The sequence below is a fragment of the Kitasatospora griseola genome (assembly GCF_044999035.1).
Taxonomy (GTDB): domain Bacteria; phylum Actinomycetota; class Actinomycetes; order Streptomycetales; family Streptomycetaceae; genus Kitasatospora; species Kitasatospora griseola.
The window spans coordinates 3,264,930-3,286,972 of sequence record NZ_CP173360.1 but is presented as its reverse complement, the minus strand read 5'-3'; the positions used below and the strand labels follow the sequence as shown (position 1 = coordinate 3,286,972).

Below are 22,043 nucleotides of genomic sequence, written 5' to 3'. Positions count from 1 at the left end.
CCGAGCCGGGCGGGGTGTACCGCTCTGGAACCTCTCTTCGATACGCTGGACCCCGGCGGGCCGCGCCACGCCGCGCGCTCCCCTCGACCTCCCGCCGTCGTACCACCGCAGGCCCCGTCGTCCGGGCCGCCCCCACTTTCAGGAGTGTCCACCGCATGGCCGGTCCCGCGTTCCGCGCCGCCGCCGTCCGGGTCCGCGTTCCCGCGACCAGCGCCAACCTCGGCCCCGGCTTCGACGCTTTCGGCCTCGCCCTGGGGCTCTACGACGACGTGGTGGTCCGGGTCGCCGACTCCGGTCTGAGCGTGGACATCGCCGGCGAGGGCGCCGAGACCCTGCCCCGCGACGAGCGCCACCTGCTGGTCCGCTCGCTGCGCGCCGCCTTCGACCGGCTCGGCGGGCAGCCCCGCGGCCTCGAAGTGGTCTGCGCCAACCGCATACCGCACGGTCGCGGCCTGGGCTCCTCGTCCGCCGCGATCTGCGCGGGCATCGTCGCCGCCCGCGCCGTCACCATCGGCGGGGCCTCCGCCCTCGACGACGACGCGCTGCTCGCTCTCGCCTCCGAGCTGGAGGGCCACCCCGACAACGTCGCGGCCTGCCTGCGCGGCAACTTCACCGTCGCCTGGACCGAGGACGGCACCGCCCGCACCATTACGCTCGACCCCGCCGACCGGGTGGTTCCGGTCGTGTTCGTGCCCTCCACCGAGGTGCTCACCGAGACGGCCCGCGGTCTCCTCCCCAAGACCGTCCCGCTCGCCGACGCCGCCGTCAACGCCGGCCGCGCCGCGCTGCTGGTCGAGGCGCTCACCCGCCGCCCCGAGCTGCTGCTCACCGCCACCGAGGACCGCCTGCACCAGGACTACCGGGCCTCCGCCATGCCCGACAGCGCCGCCCTGGTCGCCGCCCTGCGCGCCGAGGGCGTCCCCGCCGTCATCTCGGGCGCCGGACCGACGGTCCTCGCGCTCACCGACGAGGCCGGCGCGGAGAAGCTCGTGAACTTCGCAGGACCGCAGTTCGCGGCACACCGCCTGGAGCTCGACCGCACCGGCGCGACCGTGCTGCCGCTCGACATGTGAGACGGACACGATTGACAAACAAAGGGCTGGGGAATGTGTCAGGGGGTCGGTAGTGTTAACCTCATTGCTGCACCAGATGCCCTCCGGGGACCGGTGCGACGCATCCCGATCCCGTTCCCCCGTCACGGGGGCCGGAAGCTCGGGAGCACGATTCTCCGGGAGCCCGCCACACCGCGTACGCAGCCTGCCTCCGCGACTGCGGCCCATCCCGAAGCCGTGACGGCACCAGACTCCCACCCGCAGCCTCCGCACTGAGGCCCGGCCGGGCGGGGCCCGAACTGCCGCCGCGCGACGGGGGCCCGGGCATCAAACAGGCGCAGCGAGGTCGGTACCGGCCGTCCGCGCCACTTCGCACCACAGTGCACCGCACTTCGCAGCTCCCCGGAAGGACCAGCCTTCCGCGGGAATCCAGCCCCTGACCAGCGCACAGAGATGCTGGGCAGGACAGCACAACCGGTCGCCGTGCCAGACAGGCCGACGTCCGCTCCAGGGAAGGACCCTTAGTGAGCGACACCACCGATCTGATGGGCGCGCGCCCGGACGCCGAGGCGTCGGACGCTGCCGCCGCCCCCGCGGCGCCGGCGCGACGCCGTCGTACCGCTGCCGCCGGCCTGGACGGCCTGGTCCTGGCCGAGCTCCAGAAGCTCGCCTCGACCCTCGGGATCAGCGGTACCGGGCGGATGCGCAAGAGCCAGTTGATCGAGGCCATCAAGGAGAAGAGCGGCGGAGACCCGCTGCTCGCGGGCGGCTCCGCCCCCGCCGCTCCGGCCGCCAAGAAGGCCGCCAAGTCGGCTGCTCCCGCCGAGGCCGCCCCGGCCGCCGAGGAGCAGGGTGAATCGGCGGCTCCGCCGCGGGCACCTCGCCGCGCCCGCACCGCCGCCGCCACCGAGCCGCAGCCGCAGGCGCAGATCGAGATCCCGGTGCAGGCCGCCGCCGACACTGCGGCCGCCACCACCCGGACCGAGCGTCCGCGCCGCCGCGCCACCGCCGCTGCCGGTGCGCCGACCGCCGAGGCCGCGGCCGCGGCCGCCGCCACCGCCGAGCAGGACCGGCCGGCCGCCGAGGCCAAGGCCGAGGGCCAGCGCCAGGCCGCCGAGGGCGAGGGCCGTTCCGAGCGCCGCGAGCGCCGGGACCGCCGGGACCGCCGCGAGGGCGGCGAGCGCACCGAGCGTGCCGAGCGCACCGAGGCCGGCACGGCCGAGGGCGACAACGAGATCCGCGAGTCCCGCCGGGACCGCCGCAACCGCCGCGAGCGCGACCGCGCCGACCGGCAGCAGGGCGGCGGCCAGCAGCAGGACGGCGGCCAGTCCCGCCAGCAGGGCCAGCAGCAGAGCCAGGGCCAGGCCCAGGGCCAGCAGCAGGGCGGCGGCGCCCAGCAGCAGGGCGGCTACGACGACGACGAGTTCGGCGACGGCCGCCGCGGCCGCCGCGGCCGCTACCGTGACCGCCGGGGCCGTCGCCGCGACGGCTTCGAGGGCGCCGGTGGCCCCGAGGTCCCGCTGAGCGACGACGACGTCCTGATCCCGGTCGCGGGCATCCTGGACATCCTCGACAACTACGCCTTCGTCCGGACCTCCGGCTACCTGCCCGGCCAGAACGACGTCTACGTCTCGCTGGCCCAGGTCCGCAAGCACGGCCTGCGCAAGGGCGACGCCATCACCGGCGCCGTCCGGCAGCCGAAGGACGGCGAGCGCCGCGAGAAGTTCAACGCGCTGGTGCGCCTGGACTCCGTCAACGGCATGGACCCGGACAGCGGCCGCGGCCGCCCCGAGTTCGGCAAGCTGACCCCGCTGTACCCGCAGGAGCGGCTGCGCCTGGAGACCGACCCGGGCGTGCTGACCACCCGGATCATCGACCTGGTGTCGCCGATCGGCAAGGGCCAGCGCGGTCTGATCGTGGCCCCGCCGAAGACCGGTAAGACCATGATCATGCAGGCGATCGCCAACGCGATCACCCACAACAACCCCGAGTGTCACCTGATGGTCGTCCTGGTGGACGAGCGTCCGGAAGAGGTCACCGACATGCAGCGGTCGGTGAAGGGCGAGGTCATCTCCTCGACCTTCGACCGCCCGGCCGAGGACCACACCACCGTCGCCGAGCTCGCCATCGAGCGCGCCAAGCGCCTGGTGGAGCTGGGCCACGACGTGGTGATCCTGCTGGACTCCATCACCCGCCTGGGCCGCGCCTACAACCTGGCCGCGCCCGCCTCCGGCCGCATCCTGTCCGGTGGTGTCGACTCGACCGCGCTGTACCCGCCGAAGAAGTTCTTCGGCGCCGCGCGCAACATCGAGAACGGCGGCTCGCTGACCATCCTGGCCACCGCGCTGGTCGAGACCGGCTCGCGGATGGACGAGGTGATCTTCGAGGAGTTCAAGGGCACCGGCAACATGGAGCTCAAGCTCGACCGGAAGCTCTCGGACAAGCGCATCTTCCCCTCCGTCGACGTGGACGCCTCCGGCACCCGCAAGGAGGAGATCCTGCTCGGCCACGAGGAGCTCTCCATCGTCTGGAAGCTCCGCCGGGTGCTGCACGCCCTGGACTCGCAGCAGGCGATCGAGCTGCTGCTGGACAAGATGAAGCAGACCAAGACGAACGCCGAGTTCCTGATGCAGATCGCCAAGAACACCCCCGGTTCCGGCGACTGATCGCAGCAGTCCCACCGAGACCCCGTACCGCTTCCCGCGGTGCGGGGTCTCGGGCTTTTCTCATGCGGGCTTCAGAACCGGTTCGCCCTACCGGTGCGTCACTTATGCTCGAAAGGTCGCACTGCAGGTGAAATGAGGCGATATGGCCGAACATCGGAAGGACCGTTCCACGGGTCGCCGCAGGCTGCGGATCACGCTGTTCGCGCTGGTGGCCGTCATCCTGGTGGCCGCGGGGCTCGGCGGGCTCGCCTACTGGAAGCTGAACCGGAACCTGCACGGCGTCGACATCTCCGGGCAACTGGGCAGCGCCCGCCCGCCCGCCTCCACCGACGGCTCGTTCAACCTGCTGGTGCTCGGCTCCGACTCGCGGGCCGGCGCCAACGGCAACCTGGCGGGCGGCGGCACCGGCGACACCGCCCGCTCCGACACCGCCATGGTGGTGCACGTCAACCAGACCCACACGGCCGCCTCGGTGGTCTCCATACCGCGCGACACCCTGGTCGCCCGGCCCGCCTGCACCGGCCTCGACGGCAAGCCCGTCCCGGCGGTCCGCAGCGCGATGTACAACTCGGCGTTCGAGGTCGGCGGCCCGGCCTGCGCGGTGAAGACCACCGAGCAGCTCACCGGGATGCGGATGGACCACTTCGTAGAGGTGGACTTCGCCGGCTTCGCCTCGATGGTCGACGCGATCGGCGGGGTGGACGTCACCACCACGGTGCCGATAAGCGACCCGGACAGCGGACTGCAGCTGCCGGCCGGCACCCACCACCTGGGCGGGCAGCAGGCGCTGGCGTTCGTCCGCACCCGGCACGGCGTCGGCGACGGCAGCGACCTGGGGCGGATCGAGCTCCAGAAGCAGATGGTGAAGGCCATGCTCGGCCGGATCGACACGCTGGGCCTGGCCACCGACCCGATGGCGGTGTGGAGCCTCGGCGACAAGCTGACCCGGTCGCTCACCACCGACTCCGACCTGGCCTCGGTGAGCTCGCTGGTGGGCCTGGCGCAGACCCTGAAGCGGATCGGCCCGGACCAGCTGACCATGGTCACGCTGCCCGTGGCGTACGCCCCCAGCGACCCGAACCGGGTGCTGCCGAAGAACCCGGAGGCCCAGCAGCTCTGGGCCGCGCTGCGGGTCGACCAGCCGGTGCCGACGCCGGTGGTCTCCGAGCAGCCGACCAATCCGGCGGACGGTTCGCCGTCCGCAACGGCCTCGGCGCACCCCGGATCGGTGCCGGCGCACGGGGGCGCGGAATAGCGCGCTCCGCCTCCCGGTTTGGGAAGAAGCGGGCAGTGCTGGCACACTGGTCCGTCGGTCCCGGTTCACGTGCGGACGTCCATGTCCGCCGACCCGGTGCCCTCCCGATCAGCTAGGAGAATCCGTTGAAGTCCAACGTTCACCCGGAGTACGTGGTCACCAAGGTGACCTGCACCTGCGGCAACGAGTTCACCACTCGCTCGACCGAGACCAGCGGTGAGATCCGCGCCGAGGTCTGCTCGAACTGCCACCCGTTCTACACCGGCAAGCAGAAGATTCTGGACACCGGTGGCCGCGTGGCCCGCTTCGAGGCGCGCTTCGGCAAGAAGCTTTCCGGCAACAAGTCGGCCTAGCGCTTCCACGGCGCCGGTCTCGGGCGTCCTCGTGTACTCACGGGGGCGTCCGGGCCGGCGCCGTTCGCGTCTCTCCCGCCCATCACCCCTGCTGGGCACCCCCTGTTCGGCACTCACGGAAGTAGGACCACCCGATGTTCGAGGCAGTCGAAGAGCTCCTCGTCGAGCACGCCGACCTCGAAAAGAGGCTGGCCGACCCGTCCGTGCACGCGGACCAGGCGAACGCGCGCAAGCTGGCCAAGCGGTACGCCGAGCTGACCCCGATCACCCGGACCTACCTGGCCTGGAAGCAGGCCGGCGAGGACATCGTCGCCGCGCGCGAACTCGCCGCCGAGGACCCGGACTTCATCGCCGAGGCGAAGGCGTCCGAGGCGCACCAGGGGGAGCTCACCGAGGAGCTGCGGCTGCTGCTGGTGCCGCGCGACCCCAACGACGACAAGGACGTCATCCTGGAGGTCAAGGCGGGTGAGGGCGGCGAGGAGTCCGCGCTGTTCGCCGGCGACCTGCTGCGGATGTACCTGCGGTACGCGGAGCGGGTCGGCTGGAAGACCGAGATCATCGACGCCAACGAGTCCGACCTCGGCGGCTACAAGGACGTCTCGGTGGCCGTGAAGACCAAGGGCAACGCCGAGCCCGGCCACGGCGTCTGGGCGCAGCTGAAGTACGAGGGCGGCGTGCACCGGGTGCAGCGGGTGCCCGCGACCGAGTCGCAGGGCCGCATCCACACCTCCGCCGCGGGCGTGCTGGTCACTCCGGAGGCCGAGGAGGTCGAGGTGGAGATCCACGCCAACGACCTGCGGATCGACGTCTACCGGTCCTCCGGCCCGGGCGGCCAGTCGGTCAACACCACCGACTCCGCGGTCCGGATCACCCACCTGCCGACCGGTATCGTCGCGTCCTGCCAGAACGAGAAGAGCCAGCTGCAGAACAAGGAGCAGGCGATGCGCATCCTGCGTTCGCGACTGCTGGCCGCCGCGCAGGAGGAGGCCGAGCGGGAGGCGTCCGACGCCCGCCGCAGCCAGGTCCGCACGGTCGACCGCTCCGAGCGCATCCGGACGTACAACTTCCCGGAGAACCGCATCTCCGACCACCGCACCGGTTTCAAGTCGTACAACCTGGACCAGGTGCTGGACGGCGACCTGAACGCGGTGATCCAGTCCTGTGTGGACGCCGACGCCGCGGCCAAGCTGGCCGCCGCGCAGGAGAACTGAGCCTAAGGAACCCGAGGCATGAACCTGCTGCTCGCCGAGGTGGCCCAGGCCACCCAGCGCCTGGCCGCGGCCGGCGTGCCCTCGCCGCGCTTCGACGCCGAGGAGCTGGCCGCGCACATCCACGGCGTGAAGCGCAGCCAGCTGCACACCGTGCCGGACGGGGACTTCGACGCCCGCTACTGGGAGGCGATCTCCCGGCGTGAGCAGCGCGAGCCGCTGCAGCACATCACCGGGCGGGCGTTCTTCCGCTACCTCGAACTGGAGGTCGGCCCCGGGGTGTTCGTGCCCCGGCCGGAGACCGAGACGGTGGTCGAGTGGGCGATAGAAGCGGTCCGCGCGATGGACGTCGCCGAGCCGCTGGTGGTCGACCTGTGCACCGGCTCCGGGGCGATCGCACTGGCCCTCGCGCAGGAACTGCCGCGCTCCACCGTGCACGCGTTCGAGCTCGACGAGGGCGCGATCGCCTACACCCGCCGCAACGTCGAGGCCAGCCCCGACCGGGCCCGGGTCCACCTGCACCAGGGCGACGCCACCAAGGCGTTCGCCGACGACCGGGCCTGGGACGGCCGGTTCGACCTGGTGATCAGCAACCCGCCGTACATCCCGCTCACCGAGTGGGAGTACGTCGCCCCCGAGGCCCGCGACCACGACCCGCAGATGTCGCTGTTCTCCGGCGAGGACGGCCTGGACACCATCCGCGGCATCGAGCGGGTCGCCGCCCGGCTGCTGCGGCCCGGCGGCGCGGTGGTGATCGAACACGCGGACACCCAGGGCGGCCAGGTTCCGTGGATCTTCCGCGAGGAGGGCGGCTGGACGGACGCCGCCGACCACCGGGACCTGAACAACCGGCCCCGCTTCACCACGGCCCGAAGGGCGTCGTTGTGAACATCGAGCGCGGTACAACGGCCCGAAGGGCGTCGTTGTGAACATCAGGCGCAGGACAACGGTCCGAAGGGCGTCGTTGTGAACATCAGGCGCGGTACGACGGCCCGAAGGGCGCCGTTGTGAACGTCAGGCGCGGCACAGCGGCCCGAAGGGCCTCGCTGTGATCATCAGGCGCAGTACGACTGCGCGACGCGCTTCGCTGTAGACCACCACTGAAAGCACCGGAAGGGGATTGCTCCGATGAGCCGCCGATACGACTGCTCCGACGCCCAGGACCGCGCCAGCGGGCTGCGTGAGGCCGCCACGGCGATTCGCCGCGGGGAGCTGGTGGTGGTGCCGACCGACACGCTGTACGGGATCGCCGCCGACGCGTTCTCGCCGGACGCGGTGGGCGCGCTGCTGGCGGCCAAGGGGCGCGGGCGGAACATGCCCTCGCCCGTGCTGGTCGGTTCGCCGACCACCCTGCACGGGCTGGTCACCGACTTCTCCGAGCAGGCCTGGGAGCTGGTGGACGCGTTCTGGCCGGGCGGCCTGACCCTGGTGGCCCGGCACCAGCCGTCGCTGCGCTGGGACCTGGGCGAGACCCGGGGCACCGTCGCGGTCCGGATGCCGCTGCACCCGGTCGCGCTGGAGCTGCTGAACGCCACCGGCCCGCTCGCGGTGTCCTCCGCGAACAAGACCGGCGGCCCCTCGCCGTCCACCTGCGACGCGGCCGAGGCGCAGCTCGGCGACGCGGTGTCGATCTACCTCGACGGCGGGACGGCCGACTACGCGACGGCCTCCACCATCGTCGACGTCACCGGCAAGGTGCCGGTGGTGCTGCGGGCGGGCGCGATCAGCGTCGAGCAGCTGAGGGAGGTCGCTCCGGACGTCGAGGCCGGCAGTTGACCGCCGCCCCCTTGTACGGAGCGGGGAGCGCCCTGGCGCCGTATCCGGCGTCCGGGCCGCTCCCGCTGGACACCTTCAAGATCCTCTTCGTCTGCACCGGCAACATCTGCCGCTCGCCGATCGCCGAGCGGCTGGCCCGGCTGGAGCTGGACTCCCGGCTCGGCGTCCGGGTGGGCCGCCGGATCGTGGTGGAGAGCGCCGGCACCTGGGGCCACGAGGGCGCCCCGATGGAGGCGCACGCGGCCACCGTGCTGGGCGAGTACGGCGCGGACAGCGGCGACTTCGCCGGGCGGGAGCTGCTCGACGAGCACGTGATCGACGCCGACCTGGTGCTGACCGCGACCCTGGACCACCGCGCGCAGGTGATCTCGATGGGGCACGCGGCGGGTCTGCGCACCTTCACGCTGAAGGAGTTCACCCGGTTGGTGCAAAGGGTCGATCCGCGGACCCTGCCGGACCCCAGGGACGGCGCGCGACTGACCGAACGCGCCCGCGCGCTGGTCCGCTCGGCCGCCGCCCTGCGCGGCTGGCTGCTGGCCGCCTCACCGGAATCGGACGAGCTGAGGGACCCTTACGGGGCGCCGATCGGCATGTTCCGCAACTGCGGCGAGGAGATATTCGACGCGCTGGACCCGGTGGTGACCGCACTGACCGGCGTGGACCGGTGAGTTGAGCGCCCTCCACTAAAGTTTCGGTGGAGAAATTGTGAAGCCTGTGTGCCCGGGAGATGCAGGTGACCGGGGCGCGGCCGAAAGGCCCAGTCCCGCGCGTGGGGGCGGGCCCGGCGCCCGGGGCCGACCTAGGCTGGAGGAATCTCCGCCCGCACCGGCCCCCTCGCCTTCGGCTGGGGGGACCCCCCACCCGGGAGCTGCAGCATGACGGTTGCCGATGCCCGACAGACCCACTGGCAGGCCGCCGAGGCCCTGCGTGCGGCGGACCCACTGATCGCCGACCTGCTCACCGCCGAGGACGAGCGCCGGGCCGATTCCCTGCAACTGCTGGCCGGCGAGAACCTGGCCACCCCCGCGGTGCTGGCGGCGCTGGCCGGCCCACTGGTCGACAAGTACGCCGAGGGCTACCCCGGCCGCCGCCACCACACCGGCTGCGCGCCCGCCGACACCGTCGAACTGCTGGCGGTCGACCGGGCCCGTGAGCTGTTCGCCGCCCCGCACGCCAACGTCCAGCCCCGGTCCGCGACTTCGGCCGTCCTGGCGGCCTACGCGGCGCTGCTGCGGCCGGGCGACGCGGTGCTGGCGATGTCGCTGGAGCACGGCGGCCACCTGAGCGCCGGCTCGCGGGCCAACTTCTCCGGCCGGTGGTTCCAGTTCCACGGCTACGGGGTGCGCGAGGAGGACGGCCTGGTCGACCTGGAGCAGGTCCGCCGGCTGGCCCACGAGCACCGTCCCAAGGCGATCGTCGCAGGCGGCATCTCCTACCCCCGGCACCTCGACTGGGCGGCCTTCCGGGAGATCGCCGACGAGGTCGACGCCTACCTGATCGCCACCGCCGGGCAGAGCGCCGGCCTGGTCGCGGCCGGCCTGGCGCCCTCCCCGGTGCCGTACGCGGACGTCACCGTGGTGGCCACCCACAAGCTGCTGCGCGGCCCGCGCGGCGGCCTGCTGCTGTGCACCCGCGAGCTGGCCGACCGGATCGACCGGGCGGTGTTCCCGTTCTGCCAGGGCGGGGCGGCGATGAACGAGGTGGCCGCCAAGGCGGTGGCGCTGGCCCAGGCCGGCACCCCCGGCTTCGCCGAGTACGCCCGCCGGGCGGTGGCCGGGGCGCGGGCGCTGGCCGCCGCGCTGGCCGCCGCCGGGGCCGCGCCGCTCACCGGCGGCACCGACACCCACCTGGTGACCGCCGAGGTCGGCGGCCTCGGCCTGACCGGCGTGGAGGCCGAACGCCGGTGCGCGGCCGCCGGGTTGATGCTCGGACGGTGCGCCGTTCCGTACGACCCCGCGCCGCCCACCGAGACCTCCGGGATCCGGCTGGGCACCGGGACGTGCGCCGCCCAGGGAATGGCGGAGGCGGAGCTCGGCGAGGTCGGTGAGCTGCTCGGACGGGTGCTCGCCGGGGCCGATCCGGCCTCGGTCCGGGGCCGGGTCCGGGAGCTCGCGCAGGCCTTCGCCGGGCGTCGCTGAGCATTCGCCGGCCGCGGAGGCGAACCGCGATGCGGGGCCCGGGCGTCGGAGTCAATAAGGTGTGCAGCGTGGCGACGCACCTCGAACCCCGAACCTGCGCGGGAGTACCCTGCGTACTCGTCCGTCGGACCGCGACCCTGGAGGCCAGTGGTGCGTGAGTATCTGCTGGTCCTGTTCGTCTCCGCGGCGGTGACCTACCTGCTGGTCAGCCCGGTGCGGAAGTTCGCGATCGCGGCCGGCGCGATGCCCGCCGTGCGGGCGCGTGACGTGCACCGCGAACCGACTCCGCGGCTGGGCGGCATCGCGATGTTCGGCGGCCTGCTGGCGGGCCTGCTGGCGGCCTCCCAACTCACCAACCTGGGGCGGCTGTTCGTCCAGAGCGCGGACGTCAAGGCGCTGCTGTCCGGGGCCGGGATCATGTTCGTGCTGGGCGTCCTGGACGACAAGTGGGGCGTGGACGCGCTGGTGAAGCTCGGCGGTCAGATGATCGCGGCCGGCGTGATGGTCTGGCAGGGCGTCACGGTGATCTCCATCCCGGTGCCCGGCTACGGCACCGTCACCTTCACCCCCACCCAGGGCATGCTCATCTCCGTCACGCTGGTCGTCGTGATGGTGAACGCGGTGAACTTCATCGACGGCCTGGACGGCCTGGCGGCGGGCATGGTGTGCATCGCCGCGATCGCGTTCTTCCTGTACTCGTACCGGCTCTGGCTGGGTTACGGGATCAACGACGCCGCTCCCGCCGCGCTGTTCACCGCCGTGCTGATCGGCATGTGCCTGGGCTTCCTGCCGCACAACCTGCACCCGGCGCGGATCTTCATGGGCGACTCCGGCTCGATGATGCTGGGCCTGATGCTGGCAGTCGCCGCGATCTCCATCACCGGCCGCGTCGACCCCGACCTGATCTCGGCCCGGACCGGTTCGCAGACCAGCGCCATCCATGCCCTGGTGCCGATCTACATCCCGCTGATCCTGCCGCTGACGGTGATCGCGCTGCCGCTGGCCGACCTGCTGCTGGCTGTGGTGCGCCGCACCTGGGCGGGCAAGTCGCCGTTCGCGGCGGACAAGCAGCACCTGCACCACCGGCTGCTGGAGGTCGGGCACTCGCACAGCCGGGCCGTGCTGATCATGTACTTCTGGGCCGCGCTGATCGCCTTCGGCACCGTCGCGGTCTCGGTCACCAACACCGGCCGCACGGTGGTCCTCGCCATGGCGGGCCTGTGCCTGGCGGGCCTCGCGGTGCTGCTGATGCCGCGCTTCCGCCCGCGCGCCCCGAAGGCCGTCCAGCCGTTCGTGCCGCCCCGCTACCGCAGCGGCGAGCGGGCCGCCGGGCCGGTCGGGGCGGAGACCGGCGTCGAGGACGCCGAGGGCGTCGCCGAGGCGTCCGCGATGGCCGAGCTGTCGGCCGAGGACAAGGCCCTGCTGGGACGAATCGGGACGGGTGCGACGGCGTCCGGCCGACGGGGTGAGCGGCAGGACTGACGAATCGTCAACTCCCGTTGGGCCGTTCGGCGGCACCCGTTCGGCGGCACTCGCGCGCCCGCGGTGTGACAGGTGCCACACGTTCATGGTAAAGCTCTCATCAAATAGTTTGTGATACCGTTCACGAGTACCGAGAACACGCCGAAAGACCTGACAGGTGGAGGACTTCCGTCCCTGGTCGGTCTCCCTCGACGGGCTCGCCGAAACGGGCGGTCCGCGGCGTGGTTCTCGCCCTGAGTTCACTGCCCCTTGCCACCGACATGCCTGCGGAGCTGCCGACATGCCGTCCCACGACGCCCGGATCCTCCGTGGCGCCGCAATTCCCACTGCGGCCGCCGGAGTGATCGCCATGGCGATCTCCTTCGCCGTCGCCCAGGGGAAGGGCCTGCTCGGCGCGCTGCTCGCGACCGTGGTGGTGCTGGGCTTCTTCAGCTTCGGCCAACTCGCGCTCGACCGCCTGACCCGGAACAACCCGCAGATGATGATGGCCGCCGGGCTGCTGGTCTACACGACCCAGATCTTCGCGATCGGCATCCTGCTCGCGGTGGCCAAGCATCTGACGTTCTTCGACCGCAAGGTCTTCGGGTTCACCCTGCTCGGCCTCGCGATCATCTGGACGGCGTTCCAGGTGAGGGGCGCGCTGAAGGCGAAGATCTATTACGTGGAACCCGACGACAAGCCGAAATCCGGGCGTCAACCGTGAGCGGGGCCGGCTGTCCCCCTCGCGAGGGGGGCGGTGTTTATGCCCTCCTGACGGACTGCTATCGTCCGTCCCAACGGCGGAGTACGGGATGCGGCCAGGTCTCTCCGAGAATCGGACGGATCGCCCCCCGGCTCCACGAAGCTTTCGAAGATCCCGCGGCGGAGATACGCGCCGTGTCGGGTCCGCGAGAAATCCAACTAGTTCCAGTGCCGCACCGTGGCCGCAGGCCACGCCGACACACCGAGGTTGCCGTAACCATGCGTCAGAACGAAGGAGTCTGTGGTGGGTGCTGACGTCCAGCTCGCCTCCGAGGCCGGTTGCCACCTGAACTCCGGCTGCGGCTTCCCGGCCCCCGGCCTGAACGAGTTCGACTTCAAGCCGATCTTCACGGTCGGTGGCGTCGACTTCACCAAGCCGATGCTGCTGTCGATCATCTGCGCACTCCTGGTGGTCGGCTTCTTCTGGGCCGCGTTCGCCAAGCCGAAGCTGCTTCCGGGCAAGCTCCAGCTGGTCGGCGAGATCGGGTACGACTTCGTCAAGCGGAGCATCGTGCTCGAGACGATCGGCAAAAAGGGCGAGAAGTACGTCCCGATGCTGGTCTCGATGTTCTTCTTCGTGTGGATCATGAACATCATGTCCATCATCCCGTTCGCCCAGTTCCCGGTGATGTCACGCATCGCGTTCCCGGTCGGGCTCGCGGCGATCGTGTGGATCACCTACATGACGCTGACCTTCAAGAAGCACGGCTTCGTCGGCGGCATGAAGAACCTCTGCTGGCCGTCGGGCATCCCGGGCTGGGTCATGTTCATCCTGGTGCCGATCGAGTTCTTCTCGAACATCTTCGTGCGCCCCTTCACCCTCGCGGTCCGAGCCTTCGCCAACATGTTCGCCGGTCACCTGCTGATCGTCGTCTTCTCGGTGGCTTCGTGGTACCTGCTGAGCCCCAGCATCGGCGCCCTGTACGGCTCGGTGTCCTTCGTGGTGGCCGTCGGTCTGACCGGTTTCGAGCTGCTGGTGCAGTTCCTGCAGGCGTACATCTTCGTGATGCTCGCCAGCAGCTACATCGCCGGTGCCCTGGAAGAGGCGCACTGAGCCCCGCGGCCCCGGCCGCGCCCTGAACTCCCGGTGGCCAACACCCACCGGTATCCCATCCCCGCAAAGGATTAGCTGAGATGTCCGCTCTCGCTGCTGTGTCCGGTTCCGTCGCTTCCATCGGCTACGGCCTCGCCGCGATCGGCCCCGGCATCGGCGTCGGTCTGATCTTCGGTAACGGCGTGCAGGCGATGGCCCGTCAGCCCGAGGCTGCCGGCCTGATCCGCTCCAACATGTTCATCGGCTTCGCCCTGACCGAGGCCCTCGCCCTGATCGGCATCGTCATGCCGTTCGTCTACGGCCAGTGAGCCAGGCGCACCGGTAGTCAATTCCGACGAAAGGTTCTGATATGACCCCCGAGGTTCTCCTCGCGGCTGAAGAGAAGATGAACCCTCTTCTCCCCGCGTGGCCCGAGGTCATCATCGGCCTGCTCTGCTTCTTCATCGTCTTCGGTCTTCTCGGCAAGAAGCTCCTCCCCAGCATCGAGAAGGTGCTGGAGGAGCGCCGTGACGCCATCGAAGGCGGCATGAAGCGCGCGGAGACCGCTCAGGCCGAGGCCCAGGCCATGCTTGAGCAGTACCGTGCCGAGCTGGCCGAGGCGCGACACGAGGCCGCTCGGATCACCGAGCACGCCCGTGAGCAGGGTGCTGTCCTGATCGCCGAGATGCGCGAGGAGGGCCAGCGTCAGCGCGAGGCCATCGTCGCCGCCGGCCACGCGCAGATCGACGCCGACAAGAAGCAGGCGACCGCCGCCCTGCGCCAGGACGTGGGCTCGCTGGCCTCCCAGCTGGCTTCCCGCATCGTCGGTGAGTCCCTGGAGGACCACGCCCGCCAGAGCGGTGTCATCGACCGCTTCCTGGACGAGCTGGAGTCCAAGGCCGCCGCTGCCCAGGGTGCGTCCAAGTGATCGGCGCGAGCCGCGAGGCCCTCGCCGCCGGTCGCGAGAACCTCGAGAGCCTGACCGACAACACTTCGGTGGACGCGGCCAAGCTCGCCGAGGAACTCGCTGCCGTCACCGCGCTGCTGGACCGCGAGGTGTCGCTGCGCCGCGTGCTGACCGACCCGTCCCGGTCCGGTCAGGACAAGGCCCAGCTGGTCACCTCGCTGCTGGCCGGTCAGGTCTCCGGCGAGACCGTCGACCTGGTCTCCGGCCTGGTCCGCTCGCGCTGGTCGGGTTCGCGTGACCTGGCCGACGCGGCCGAGCAGCTGACCGCGTACGCCGAGGTCATCGCCGCCGACAAGGCGGGCGCGCTGGACGACGTCGAGGACGAGCTGTTCCGGTTCGGCCGGGTGGTGGCGGGCTCGCACGAGCTGCGTGCCGCGCTGACCGAGCCGAAGGCCGACACGGCCGCCAAGAAGGAGCTGATCCGCAAGCTCCTCGGCGGCAAGGCCAACGCGGGCACCGTCCGCCTGGTCACCAGCCTGGTCACGGTCCCCCGGGGCCGTAGCCTGGAGGGTGGCCTGGAGTCCTACTCCAAGCTCGCCGCCTCCCGGCGTGGCCGCGTGGTGGCCCTGGTCACCACCGCCGTGCCGCTGTCGGACCGCCAGAAGGAGCGGCTCGCCGCTGCCCTGGCCGGCCTGCACGGCCGTTCGGTGCACCTGAACATCGACGTGGACCCCGAGGTCCAGGGCGGTGTCCGGGTCCAGATCGGCGACGAGGTCATCGACGGCACGGTCGCGAGCCGCCTCGAAGGCGCTCGCCAGGGCCTCGAAGGCTGAGCACCAGCACTATCCGACCCTCGGTCGGGCGTCGGTCCACACCAGGTGGGCCGGCAAAACGTACGGCCGGTTCACTCGACCCGGCCGAGAGTCGAGCACTTGCGGCCCTCAATGGCGGGCCGAGGATCGCAAACTAGGAGAGCAGGGAAGCCTGATGGCGGAGCTTACGATCCGTCCGGAGGAGATCCGGGACGCGCTGGCCGACTTTGTCCAGTCGTACCAGCCGGACGCCGCTTCTGTGGAAGAGGTCGGCAAGGTCACTGACGCTGCGGACGGCATCGCGCATGTCGAGGGCCTGCCCTCGGTCATGGCGAACGAGCTGCTGAAGTTCGAGGACGGCACGCTCGGCCTCGCGCTGAACCTCGACACCCGCGAGATCGGTGTCGTCATCCTCGGTGAGTTCGGCGGCATCGAAGAGGGCCAGACCGTGCGCCGCACCGGCGAGGTCCTCTCGGTTCCGGTCGGCGACGGCTACCTCGGTCGCGTCGTGGACCCGCTGGGCAACCCGATCGACGGCCTGGGCGACATCGCCTCCACCGGCCGTCGCGCCCTGGAGCTGCAGGCCCCCGGCGTCATGGCCCGCAAGTCGGTCAAGCAGCCGCTGCAGACCGGCATCAAGGCCATCGACGCGATGACCCCGATCGGCCGCGGCCAGCGCCAGCTGATCATCGGTGACCGTCAGACCGGCAAGACCGCCGTCGCCGTCGACACCATCATCAACCAGCGCGACAACTGGCGTTCGGGCGACCCGGAGAAGCAGGTCCGCTGCATCTACGTCGCCGTGGGCCAGAAGGGCTCCACCATCGCGTCCGTCCGCGGCGCCCTGGAGGAGGCCGGCGCGCTGGAGTACACCACCATCGTGGCTGCTCCCGCCTCCGACCCGGCCGGCTTCAAGTACCTCGCCCCGTACACCGGTTCGGCCATCGGCCAGGAGTGGATGTACGACGGCAAGCACGTCCTCATCGTCTTCGACGACCTGTCGAAGCAGGCCGAGGCCTACCGCTCCGTCTCCCTGCTGCTGCGCCGCCCGCCGGGCCGCGAGGCCTACCCGGGTGACGTCTTCTACCTGCACTCCCGCCTGCTGGAGCGCTGCGCCAAGCTGAACGACGCCCTCGGCGGCGGCTCGATGACCGGTCTGCCGATCATCGAGACCAAGGCCAACGACGTCTCGGCGTACATCCCGACCAACGTCATCTCCATCACCGACGGCCAGTGCTTCCTGGAGTCCGACCTGTTCAACGCCGGCATCCGCCCGGCCGTGAACGTCGGTATCTCGGTCTCCCGCGTCGGTGGCTCCGCCCAGATCAAGGCCATGAAGTCGGTCGCCGGCCGCCTGCGCCTGGACCTGGCCCAGTACCGCGAGCTGGAGGCGTTCGCCGCCTTCGGTTCCGACCTGGACGCGGCCTCCAAGGCCCAGCTGGAGCGCGGTGCGCGCATGGTCGAGCTGCTGAAGCAGGGCCAGTACCAGCCGTTCGCGGTCGAGGACCAGGTCGTCTCGATCTGGGCCGGCACCACCGGCAAGCTGGACGACGTCCCGGTCGCCGAGATCCGTCGCTTCGAGCGCGAGTTCCTGGACCACCTGCGCCTGGAGCACAAGGGCATCCTGACCGGCATCGCCGAGACCCAGAAGCTCGAGGACGGCACCATCGACGCGCTGACCGCGGCGATCACCTCGTTCAAGCAGGGTTACACCACGGCGGACGGCAAGCTGCTCTCCGAGCAGGCCTGAGTCCGGTAGCGAGGGAAAGGACGTAACGACCCATGGGAGCACAGCTTCGGGTCTACAAGCGCCGCATCCGCTCCGTCACCGCGACGAAGAAGATCACCAAGGCGATGGAGATGATCTCCGCGTCGCGCATCGTCAAGGCGCAGCGCGCGGTGGCCGCCTCCACCCCGTACGCCGATGAGCTCACCCGTGCGGTGACCGCGGTGGCCACCCGGTCCAACGCGAAGCACCCGCTGACCACCGAGAACCCGAGCGCCTCGCGCGCCGCCGTGCTGCTGGTGACGGCGGACCGCGGTCTGGCGGGCGGCTACTCGACCAACGCCATCAAGCAGTCGCTGGCGCTCGCCGCCCGCCTCCGCGAAGAGGGCAAGGAAGTGGTCACGTACATCGTCGGCCGCAAGGGCGTCGGGTACTACGGGTTCCGCAACCTCGCGGTCGCGAACTCGTGGACGGGCTTCTCGGACAAGCCGACCTACGGGGACGCGAAGGCCGTCGCGGCGGACCTCATCGAGGCCTTCACCGCGGAGACCGGTGGCGTGGACGAGCTGCACCTGGTGTCGACCGAGTTCGTGTCGATGCTGACGCAGACCGCCGTGGACGCCCGACTGCTGCCGCTGAAGCTCGACGAGGTCGAGCTCAGCGACAAGTCGCCGGCGAAGAACGAGATCTTCCCGCTGTACGACTTCGAACCGTCGGCCGAAGGCGTCCTCGACGCCCTGCTGCCGCGGTACGTCGAGAGCCGGATCTACAACGCTCTCCTGCAGTCGGCCGCCTCCGAGCACGCCGCCCGTCGGCGTGCGATGAAGAGCGCGACCGACAACGCCGGCGAGCTCATCAAGTCGCTGACGCGGCTTGCCAACTCGGCCCGTCAGGCCGAGATCACCCAGGAAATCAGCGAGATCGTGGGCGGCGCGAACGCGCTGGCCGACGCTAGCGCGGGGAGCGAATGATATGACCACCACTGTTGAGACCACGGCGACGGGCCGCGTCGCGCGGGTCATCGGCCCGGTCGTCGACGTGGAGTTCCCCGTCGACGCTATTCCGGACATGTTCAACGCCCTGCACGTCGAGGTGGACAACCCCGACGGCTCGGGCAAGAAGACCCTGACCCTCGAGGTTGCCCAGCACCTCGGCGACGGCCTGGTCCGCGGCATCTCGATGCAGCCGACCGACGGCCTGGTCCGCGGCTCGCAGGTCACCGACACCGGTTCGGCGATCTCCGTCCCGGTCGGCCAGATCACCAAGGGCAAGGTCTTCAACGCCCTCGGTGAGGTGCTGAACGTCGACAAGGCCGAGTTCGAGGCCTCCGTCGAGGTCAAGTGGCCGATCCACCGCAAGGCCCCGAACTTCTCCGAGCTCGAGTCGAAGACCGAGATGTTCGAGACCGGCATCAAGGTCATCGACCTGCTCACCCCGTACGTTCAGGGTGGCAAGATCGGTCTGTTCGGTGGTGCCGGTGTCGGCAAGACCGTTCTGATCCAGGAGATGATCTACCGCGTCGCCGAGAACTTCGGTGGTGTGTCGGTGTTCGCCGGTGTCGGTGAGCGCACCCGTGAGGGCAACGACCTCATCGACGAGATGGTCGACTCGGGCGTTCTGGACAAGACCGCGCTGGTCTTCGGCCAGATGGACGAGCCGCCGGGCACCCGTCTGCGCGTCGCGCTCTCCGCGCTGACCATGGCGGAGTACTTCCGCGACGTCGAGAAGCAGGACGTGCTCCTCTTCATCGACAACATCTTCCGGTTCACCCAGGCCGGTTCCGAGGTGTCGACCCTGCTCGGCCGTATGCCCTCCGCGGTGGGTTACCAGCCGAACCTGGCCGACGAGATGGGCCTCCTGCAGGAGCGCATCACCTCGACCCGCGGTCACTCGATCACCTCGATGCAGGCGATCTACGTCCCCGCGGACGACCTGACCGACCCGGCGCCGGCCACCACCTTCGCCCACCTGGACGCGACCACCGTTCTGTCGCGCCCGATCTCGGAGAAGGGCATCTACCCGGCCGTCGACCCGCTGGACTCCACGTCCCGCATCCTCGACCCGCGGTACATCGCGCAGACCCACTACGACACGGCCATCCGTATCAAGGGGATCCTGCAGAAGTACAAGGACCTGCAGGACATCATCGCGATCCTCGGTATCGACGAGCTGTCCGAGGAAGACAAGATCACGGTGCAGCGTGCCCGCCGCATCGAGCGCTTCCTCTCGCAGAACACCTACGTGGCGAAGCAGTTCACCGGTGTCGAGGGCTCGACCGTTCCGCTGTCGGAGACCATCGAGGCCTTCAACGCCATCGCGGACGGCAAGTACGACCACGTCCCGGAGCAGGCCTTCTTCATGTGCGGTGGCATCGACGACCTCGAGCGCAACGCCGCCGAGCTGCTGAAGAAGTAACCGCAGACCGGTCGCACCGCAGACCCAACCGTTGAGGGGTGGTTCCCGGCTCTCGTCGGGGGCCACCCCTCACCGCTGGAACTGCTGTGATCCCGGTCATTTACCCGCCCTTGGTTTCGTTCCGGGGGCGCGTGACCGTTATTCTTACCGAAACTGCCGAGAGCTCAGCCGCCCGTTCGCCCGGGTGGCCGAGGCCCGGCAAGAGCCAAGGAGCCCACGTTGGCTGAGCTGCACGTCGAGCTGGTCGCAGCCGACCGCAAGGTGTGGTCCGGTGCGGCCACCATCGTTGTTGCCCGTACGGCCTCCGGCGACACCGGCATCATGCCGGGTCACACCCCGGTGCTGAGCGTGCTGGAGACCGGCCCGGTCACCATCCGCACCGTCTCCGAGGGCACCATCATCGCGGCGGTGCACGGCGGCTTCATCTCGTTCGCCGACAACAAGCTGTCGATCCTCGCCGAGATCGCCGAGCTGGCCGACGAGATCGACGTCGCCCGCGCCGAGCGCGCGCTGGAGAACGCCAAGGCCGACGCCGACTCGCACGCCGAGCGTCGCGCCGAGGTCCGACTGGTCGCCGCCGGCGGCCTGAAGGCGCATCACTGAGCCTGGTCTCAGCGACGGTCCCGGGGACGCCTGGAGCGTGTCCTCGGGACTGTCGTATCAGTTGGTAGGAATGGGCGGCCGTCGTCGGCCGTCAACGGGGATGAAGGCAGCGAGGAGGTAGGTGAGCGTGGTCCTCGCCCTTGTGGTGTGCGCGTCGGTAGTGGTCCTCGCCATCGCGGGCCTGGTCGGCTTCGCGGTACGCCGCCGCCTCATCCAGCGGGTGGGCGGCACCTTCGACTGCTCCTACCGCTTGAAAATGCCGGCGGACGCCTCCACGCAGCCGGATCTCGACGAGAACGGCCAACCCACCTCGGCCCCGGTCCCACAGACCGACGGCAAGGGGTGGGTTTTTGGTATCGGCCGGTACAGCGGCGACTCCATCGAGTGGTTCCGGGTGTTCTCCTACGCGCCCCGGCCGCGACGGGTCCTGCCGCGCACCGAGATCGAGGTGCTGGGCCGCCGCTACCCGCAGGGGCAGGAGGAACTCGCCCTGCTCTCCGGCTCGGTGGTGCTGCGCTGCCTGCACCGGGGCGCGCCGCTGGAGCTCGCGATGAGCGACGACGCGCTGACCGGCTTCCTGGCCTGGCTGGAGGCCGCCCCGCCCGGGCAGCGGGTCAACGTCGCGTAGCGACGAGACCCCTGGAGCGGGGCCGGGAGGGTCGACCTCGCCCGAGCCGCGGTCGGGGGAGCGTGACGCGGCTCGCGTCCACTGCTTCCGACGTGCGCGCTAGGCTGCGGGCATGGTGAACCTGACGCGCATCTACACCCGCACCGGGGACGACGGCACGACCGCGCTCGGCGACATGAGCCGGACCACCAAGACCGACCCGCGGCTGATCGCGTACGCCGACACCAACGAGGCCAACGCGGCGATCGGCGTGGCACTGGCCGCCGGGGCGCTGGACGGCGAACTGGTGACGGTGCTGACCCGGATCCAGAACGACCTGTTCGACGTGGGCGCGGACCTGGCGACGCCGATCGTCGAGGACCCCAAGTACCCGCCGCTGCGCGTCGAGCAGTCCTACATCGACCGGCTGGAGGGGGACTGCGACCGGTTCCTGGCGGAGTTGGAGAAGCTGCGCAGCTTCATCCTGCCCGGCGGCACCCCCGGCGCCGCGTACCTGCACCTGGCGTGCACCGTGGTGCGGCGGGCCGAGCGGGCCACCTGGGCGGCGATCGAGACGCACGGCGACGACATCAACCCGCTGACCGCGAAGTACCTGAACCGGCTGTCCGACCTGCTGTTCATCCTGGCGCGCACGGCCAACAAGGAGCGCGGCGACGTGCTGTGGGTGCCCGGCGAGAACCGCTGACCTCCGGCTACTTCGCCCGCTTGGGGAAGACCGTGTAGCTGGCGGCGACGACCAGGTTGATGCCGACCACCAGGGCCGTCTTCGGGTACCAGGAATCCAGCGCCGCGGTGCGCGCGGCGTCGCCGACCAGCCACTGGACGGCGGCGACCAGCGCCACCGTGACGGCCGCGGCCAGGAGCGTCAGCAGGAACACGCCCCACTCGTAACGGGCCCGCGGCGCACCGTACTTGGGCATGCCGGGAGGCTTGGGGCCGCCGGCCAGCCGGTGCGCGGCGTGGCCGTCGGCCCAGCGGACCAGGCGGTGCCCGTAGGCGACCGAGAAGCCGACGTAGGCGGCGGCCAGGCCGTGCGTCCAGTCGGCGGTGGCGCCGCCGCGCAGATCGGCGACGGTGGCGCCGAGGATCACCAGATCGACCACCGGCAACAGCGCCAGCAACGCCAGACCGGTGCGGCGCAGGCGCAGCGCGTAGCGGGCCAGCAGCCCCGCCGCCAGCACCACCCAGAAGCCGGCCTCGCCGGCCACGATCAGGGAAACCATGCTTCGATCCTCCTCGCGCGCGGGT

Annotated in this window: 22 protein-coding genes; 21 read left to right on the top strand and 1 reads right to left on the bottom strand. The window is 70.7% G+C overall.

Annotated elements, in window-relative coordinates:
* The first annotated feature begins 155 nt into the window (after positions 1-155).
* The 21 genes from thrB (at position 156) to ACI1MP_RS14565 (ending at position 21,480) form a co-directional block, all read left to right on the top strand.
* On the top strand, positions 156-1,073 hold the full coding sequence (thrB, locus tag ACI1MP_RS14665) for a homoserine kinase (RefSeq protein ID WP_189270976.1): 918 nt from the start codon (positions 156-158) through the stop codon (positions 1,071-1,073).
* Positions 1,074-1,576: 503 nt separating this feature from the next.
* Complete coding sequence (rho, locus tag ACI1MP_RS14660; RefSeq protein WP_404868816.1) at positions 1,577-3,718, top strand: transcription termination factor Rho; 2,142 nt, start codon at positions 1,577-1,579, stop codon at positions 3,716-3,718.
* A gap of 142 nt (positions 3,719-3,860) precedes the next feature.
* Positions 3,861-4,973 carry an LCP family protein gene (locus ACI1MP_RS14655; RefSeq protein WP_380333940.1) on the top strand — a complete coding sequence of 371 codons (1,113 nt, stop codon included), beginning with the start codon at positions 3,861-3,863 and terminating at the stop codon, positions 4,971-4,973.
* Positions 4,974-5,098: 125 nt separating this feature from the next.
* Positions 5,099-5,326: a 50S ribosomal protein L31 gene (rpmE, locus tag ACI1MP_RS14650; RefSeq protein WP_035866123.1), complete on the top strand. Its 228-nt coding sequence runs from the start codon at positions 5,099-5,101 to the stop codon at positions 5,324-5,326.
* Between the two features lie 134 nt (positions 5,327-5,460).
* A complete protein-coding gene (prfA, locus tag ACI1MP_RS14645; RefSeq protein WP_100588011.1) occupies positions 5,461-6,537 on the top strand; it encodes a peptide chain release factor 1 in 1,077 nt (358 codons plus the stop codon).
* Between the two features lie 18 nt (positions 6,538-6,555).
* Positions 6,556-7,422 (top strand): peptide chain release factor N(5)-glutamine methyltransferase, encoded by an 867-nt coding sequence (prmC, locus tag ACI1MP_RS14640; protein WP_100588010.1) that lies wholly within the window; start codon positions 6,556-6,558, stop codon positions 7,420-7,422.
* A gap of 240 nt (positions 7,423-7,662) precedes the next feature.
* Entirely contained in the window at positions 7,663-8,310 is a 648-nt protein-coding gene (locus ACI1MP_RS14635) for an L-threonylcarbamoyladenylate synthase (RefSeq protein WP_043916028.1), read from the top strand.
* 32 nt (positions 8,311-8,342) lie between these two features.
* Positions 8,343-8,978 carry a protein-tyrosine-phosphatase gene (locus ACI1MP_RS14630; RefSeq protein ID WP_100588116.1) on the top strand — a complete coding sequence of 212 codons (636 nt, stop codon included), beginning with the start codon at positions 8,343-8,345 and terminating at the stop codon, positions 8,976-8,978.
* Between the two features lie 207 nt (positions 8,979-9,185).
* Positions 9,186-10,448 carry a serine hydroxymethyltransferase gene (gene glyA, locus ACI1MP_RS14625; RefSeq protein WP_100588009.1) on the top strand — a complete coding sequence of 421 codons (1,263 nt, stop codon included), beginning with the start codon at positions 9,186-9,188 and terminating at the stop codon, positions 10,446-10,448.
* Positions 10,449-10,598: 150 nt separating this feature from the next.
* Positions 10,599-11,930 (top strand): glycosyltransferase family 4 protein, encoded by a 1,332-nt coding sequence (locus tag ACI1MP_RS14620; RefSeq protein WP_380333941.1) that lies wholly within the window; start codon positions 10,599-10,601, stop codon positions 11,928-11,930.
* Positions 11,931-12,210: 280 nt separating this feature from the next.
* On the top strand, positions 12,211-12,633 hold the full coding sequence (locus ACI1MP_RS14615) for a hypothetical protein (protein WP_380333942.1): 423 nt from the start codon (positions 12,211-12,213) through the stop codon (positions 12,631-12,633).
* 279 nt (positions 12,634-12,912) lie between these two features.
* A complete protein-coding gene (gene atpB, locus ACI1MP_RS14610) occupies positions 12,913-13,725 on the top strand; it encodes a F0F1 ATP synthase subunit A (RefSeq protein ID WP_369880280.1) in 813 nt (270 codons plus the stop codon).
* Positions 13,726-13,805: 80 nt separating this feature from the next.
* Positions 13,806-14,033, top strand: coding sequence for an ATP synthase F0 subunit C (gene atpE / locus ACI1MP_RS14605; RefSeq protein ID WP_043916032.1), 228 nt, complete (start codon positions 13,806-13,808; stop codon positions 14,031-14,033).
* Between the two features lie 41 nt (positions 14,034-14,074).
* Positions 14,075-14,632, top strand: coding sequence for a F0F1 ATP synthase subunit B (locus ACI1MP_RS14600; RefSeq protein ID WP_043916033.1), 558 nt, complete (start codon positions 14,075-14,077; stop codon positions 14,630-14,632).
* Positions 14,629-15,444 (top strand): F0F1 ATP synthase subunit delta, encoded by an 816-nt coding sequence (locus tag ACI1MP_RS14595; protein WP_043916034.1) that lies wholly within the window; start codon positions 14,629-14,631, stop codon positions 15,442-15,444. Before ACI1MP_RS14600 ends, ACI1MP_RS14595 begins: the two co-directional genes overlap by 4 nt.
* Positions 15,445-15,598: 154 nt before the next feature.
* On the top strand, positions 15,599-17,173 hold the full coding sequence (gene atpA / locus ACI1MP_RS14590; protein WP_043916035.1) for a F0F1 ATP synthase subunit alpha: 1,575 nt from the start codon (positions 15,599-15,601) through the stop codon (positions 17,171-17,173).
* Positions 17,174-17,205: 32 nt separating this feature from the next.
* Positions 17,206-18,120 (top strand): F0F1 ATP synthase subunit gamma, encoded by a 915-nt coding sequence (locus tag ACI1MP_RS14585; RefSeq protein ID WP_363472572.1) that lies wholly within the window; start codon positions 17,206-17,208, stop codon positions 18,118-18,120.
* A 1-nt stretch (position 18,121) separates the two neighbouring features.
* Entirely contained in the window at positions 18,122-19,564 is a 1,443-nt protein-coding gene (atpD, locus tag ACI1MP_RS14580) for a F0F1 ATP synthase subunit beta (RefSeq protein WP_043916037.1), read from the top strand.
* A gap of 219 nt (positions 19,565-19,783) precedes the next feature.
* Positions 19,784-20,167 carry a F0F1 ATP synthase subunit epsilon gene (locus ACI1MP_RS14575; RefSeq protein ID WP_189270967.1) on the top strand — a complete coding sequence of 128 codons (384 nt, stop codon included), beginning with the start codon at positions 19,784-19,786 and terminating at the stop codon, positions 20,165-20,167.
* 127 nt (positions 20,168-20,294) lie between these two features.
* Positions 20,295-20,795: a DUF2550 domain-containing protein gene (locus tag ACI1MP_RS14570; protein ID WP_035866161.1), complete on the top strand. Its 501-nt coding sequence runs from the start codon at positions 20,295-20,297 to the stop codon at positions 20,793-20,795.
* 112 nt (positions 20,796-20,907) lie between these two features.
* Positions 20,908-21,480 carry a cob(I)yrinic acid a,c-diamide adenosyltransferase gene (locus ACI1MP_RS14565; RefSeq protein WP_363472568.1) on the top strand — a complete coding sequence of 191 codons (573 nt, stop codon included), beginning with the start codon at positions 20,908-20,910 and terminating at the stop codon, positions 21,478-21,480.
* A 7-nt stretch (positions 21,481-21,487) separates the two neighbouring features.
* Here the strand turns inward: ACI1MP_RS14565 and ACI1MP_RS14560 are convergent, their stop codons facing one another.
* The gene (locus ACI1MP_RS14560) at positions 21,488-22,018 is read right to left on the bottom strand and encodes a hypothetical protein (RefSeq protein WP_404868815.1); all 531 of its coding nucleotides are present in this window, start codon (positions 22,016-22,018) and stop codon (positions 21,488-21,490) included.
* Positions 22,019-22,043 lie beyond the last annotated feature (25 nt).

Coding starts and splice junctions, on each gene's coding strand:
- ACI1MP_RS14655 (WP_380333940.1), top strand. CDS start 3,861: ATGGCCGAACATCGGAAGGACCGTTCCACGGGTCGCCGCAGGCTGCGG.
- atpE (WP_043916032.1), top strand. CDS start 13,806: ATGTCCGCTCTCGCTGCTGTGTCCGGTTCCGTCGCTTCCATCGGCTAC.
- ACI1MP_RS14565 (WP_363472568.1), top strand. CDS start 20,908: ATGGTGAACCTGACGCGCATCTACACCCGCACCGGGGACGACGGCACG.
- atpD (WP_043916037.1), top strand. CDS start 18,122: ATGACCACCACTGTTGAGACCACGGCGACGGGCCGCGTCGCGCGGGTC.
- atpA (WP_043916035.1), top strand. CDS start 15,599: ATGGCGGAGCTTACGATCCGTCCGGAGGAGATCCGGGACGCGCTGGCC.
- prmC (WP_100588010.1), top strand. CDS start 6,556: ATGAACCTGCTGCTCGCCGAGGTGGCCCAGGCCACCCAGCGCCTGGCC.
- ACI1MP_RS14600 (WP_043916033.1), top strand. CDS start 14,075: ATGACCCCCGAGGTTCTCCTCGCGGCTGAAGAGAAGATGAACCCTCTT.
- thrB (WP_189270976.1), top strand. CDS start 156: ATGGCCGGTCCCGCGTTCCGCGCCGCCGCCGTCCGGGTCCGCGTTCCC.
- ACI1MP_RS14585 (WP_363472572.1), top strand. CDS start 17,206: ATGGGAGCACAGCTTCGGGTCTACAAGCGCCGCATCCGCTCCGTCACC.
- glyA (WP_100588009.1), top strand. CDS start 9,186: ATGACGGTTGCCGATGCCCGACAGACCCACTGGCAGGCCGCCGAGGCC.
- ACI1MP_RS14615 (WP_380333942.1), top strand. CDS start 12,211: ATGCCGTCCCACGACGCCCGGATCCTCCGTGGCGCCGCAATTCCCACT.
- ACI1MP_RS14560 (WP_404868815.1), bottom strand. CDS start 22,018: ATGGTTTCCCTGATCGTGGCCGGCGAGGCCGGCTTCTGGGTGGTGCTG.
- ACI1MP_RS14635 (WP_043916028.1), top strand. CDS start 7,663: ATGAGCCGCCGATACGACTGCTCCGACGCCCAGGACCGCGCCAGCGGG.
- prfA (WP_100588011.1), top strand. CDS start 5,461: ATGTTCGAGGCAGTCGAAGAGCTCCTCGTCGAGCACGCCGACCTCGAA.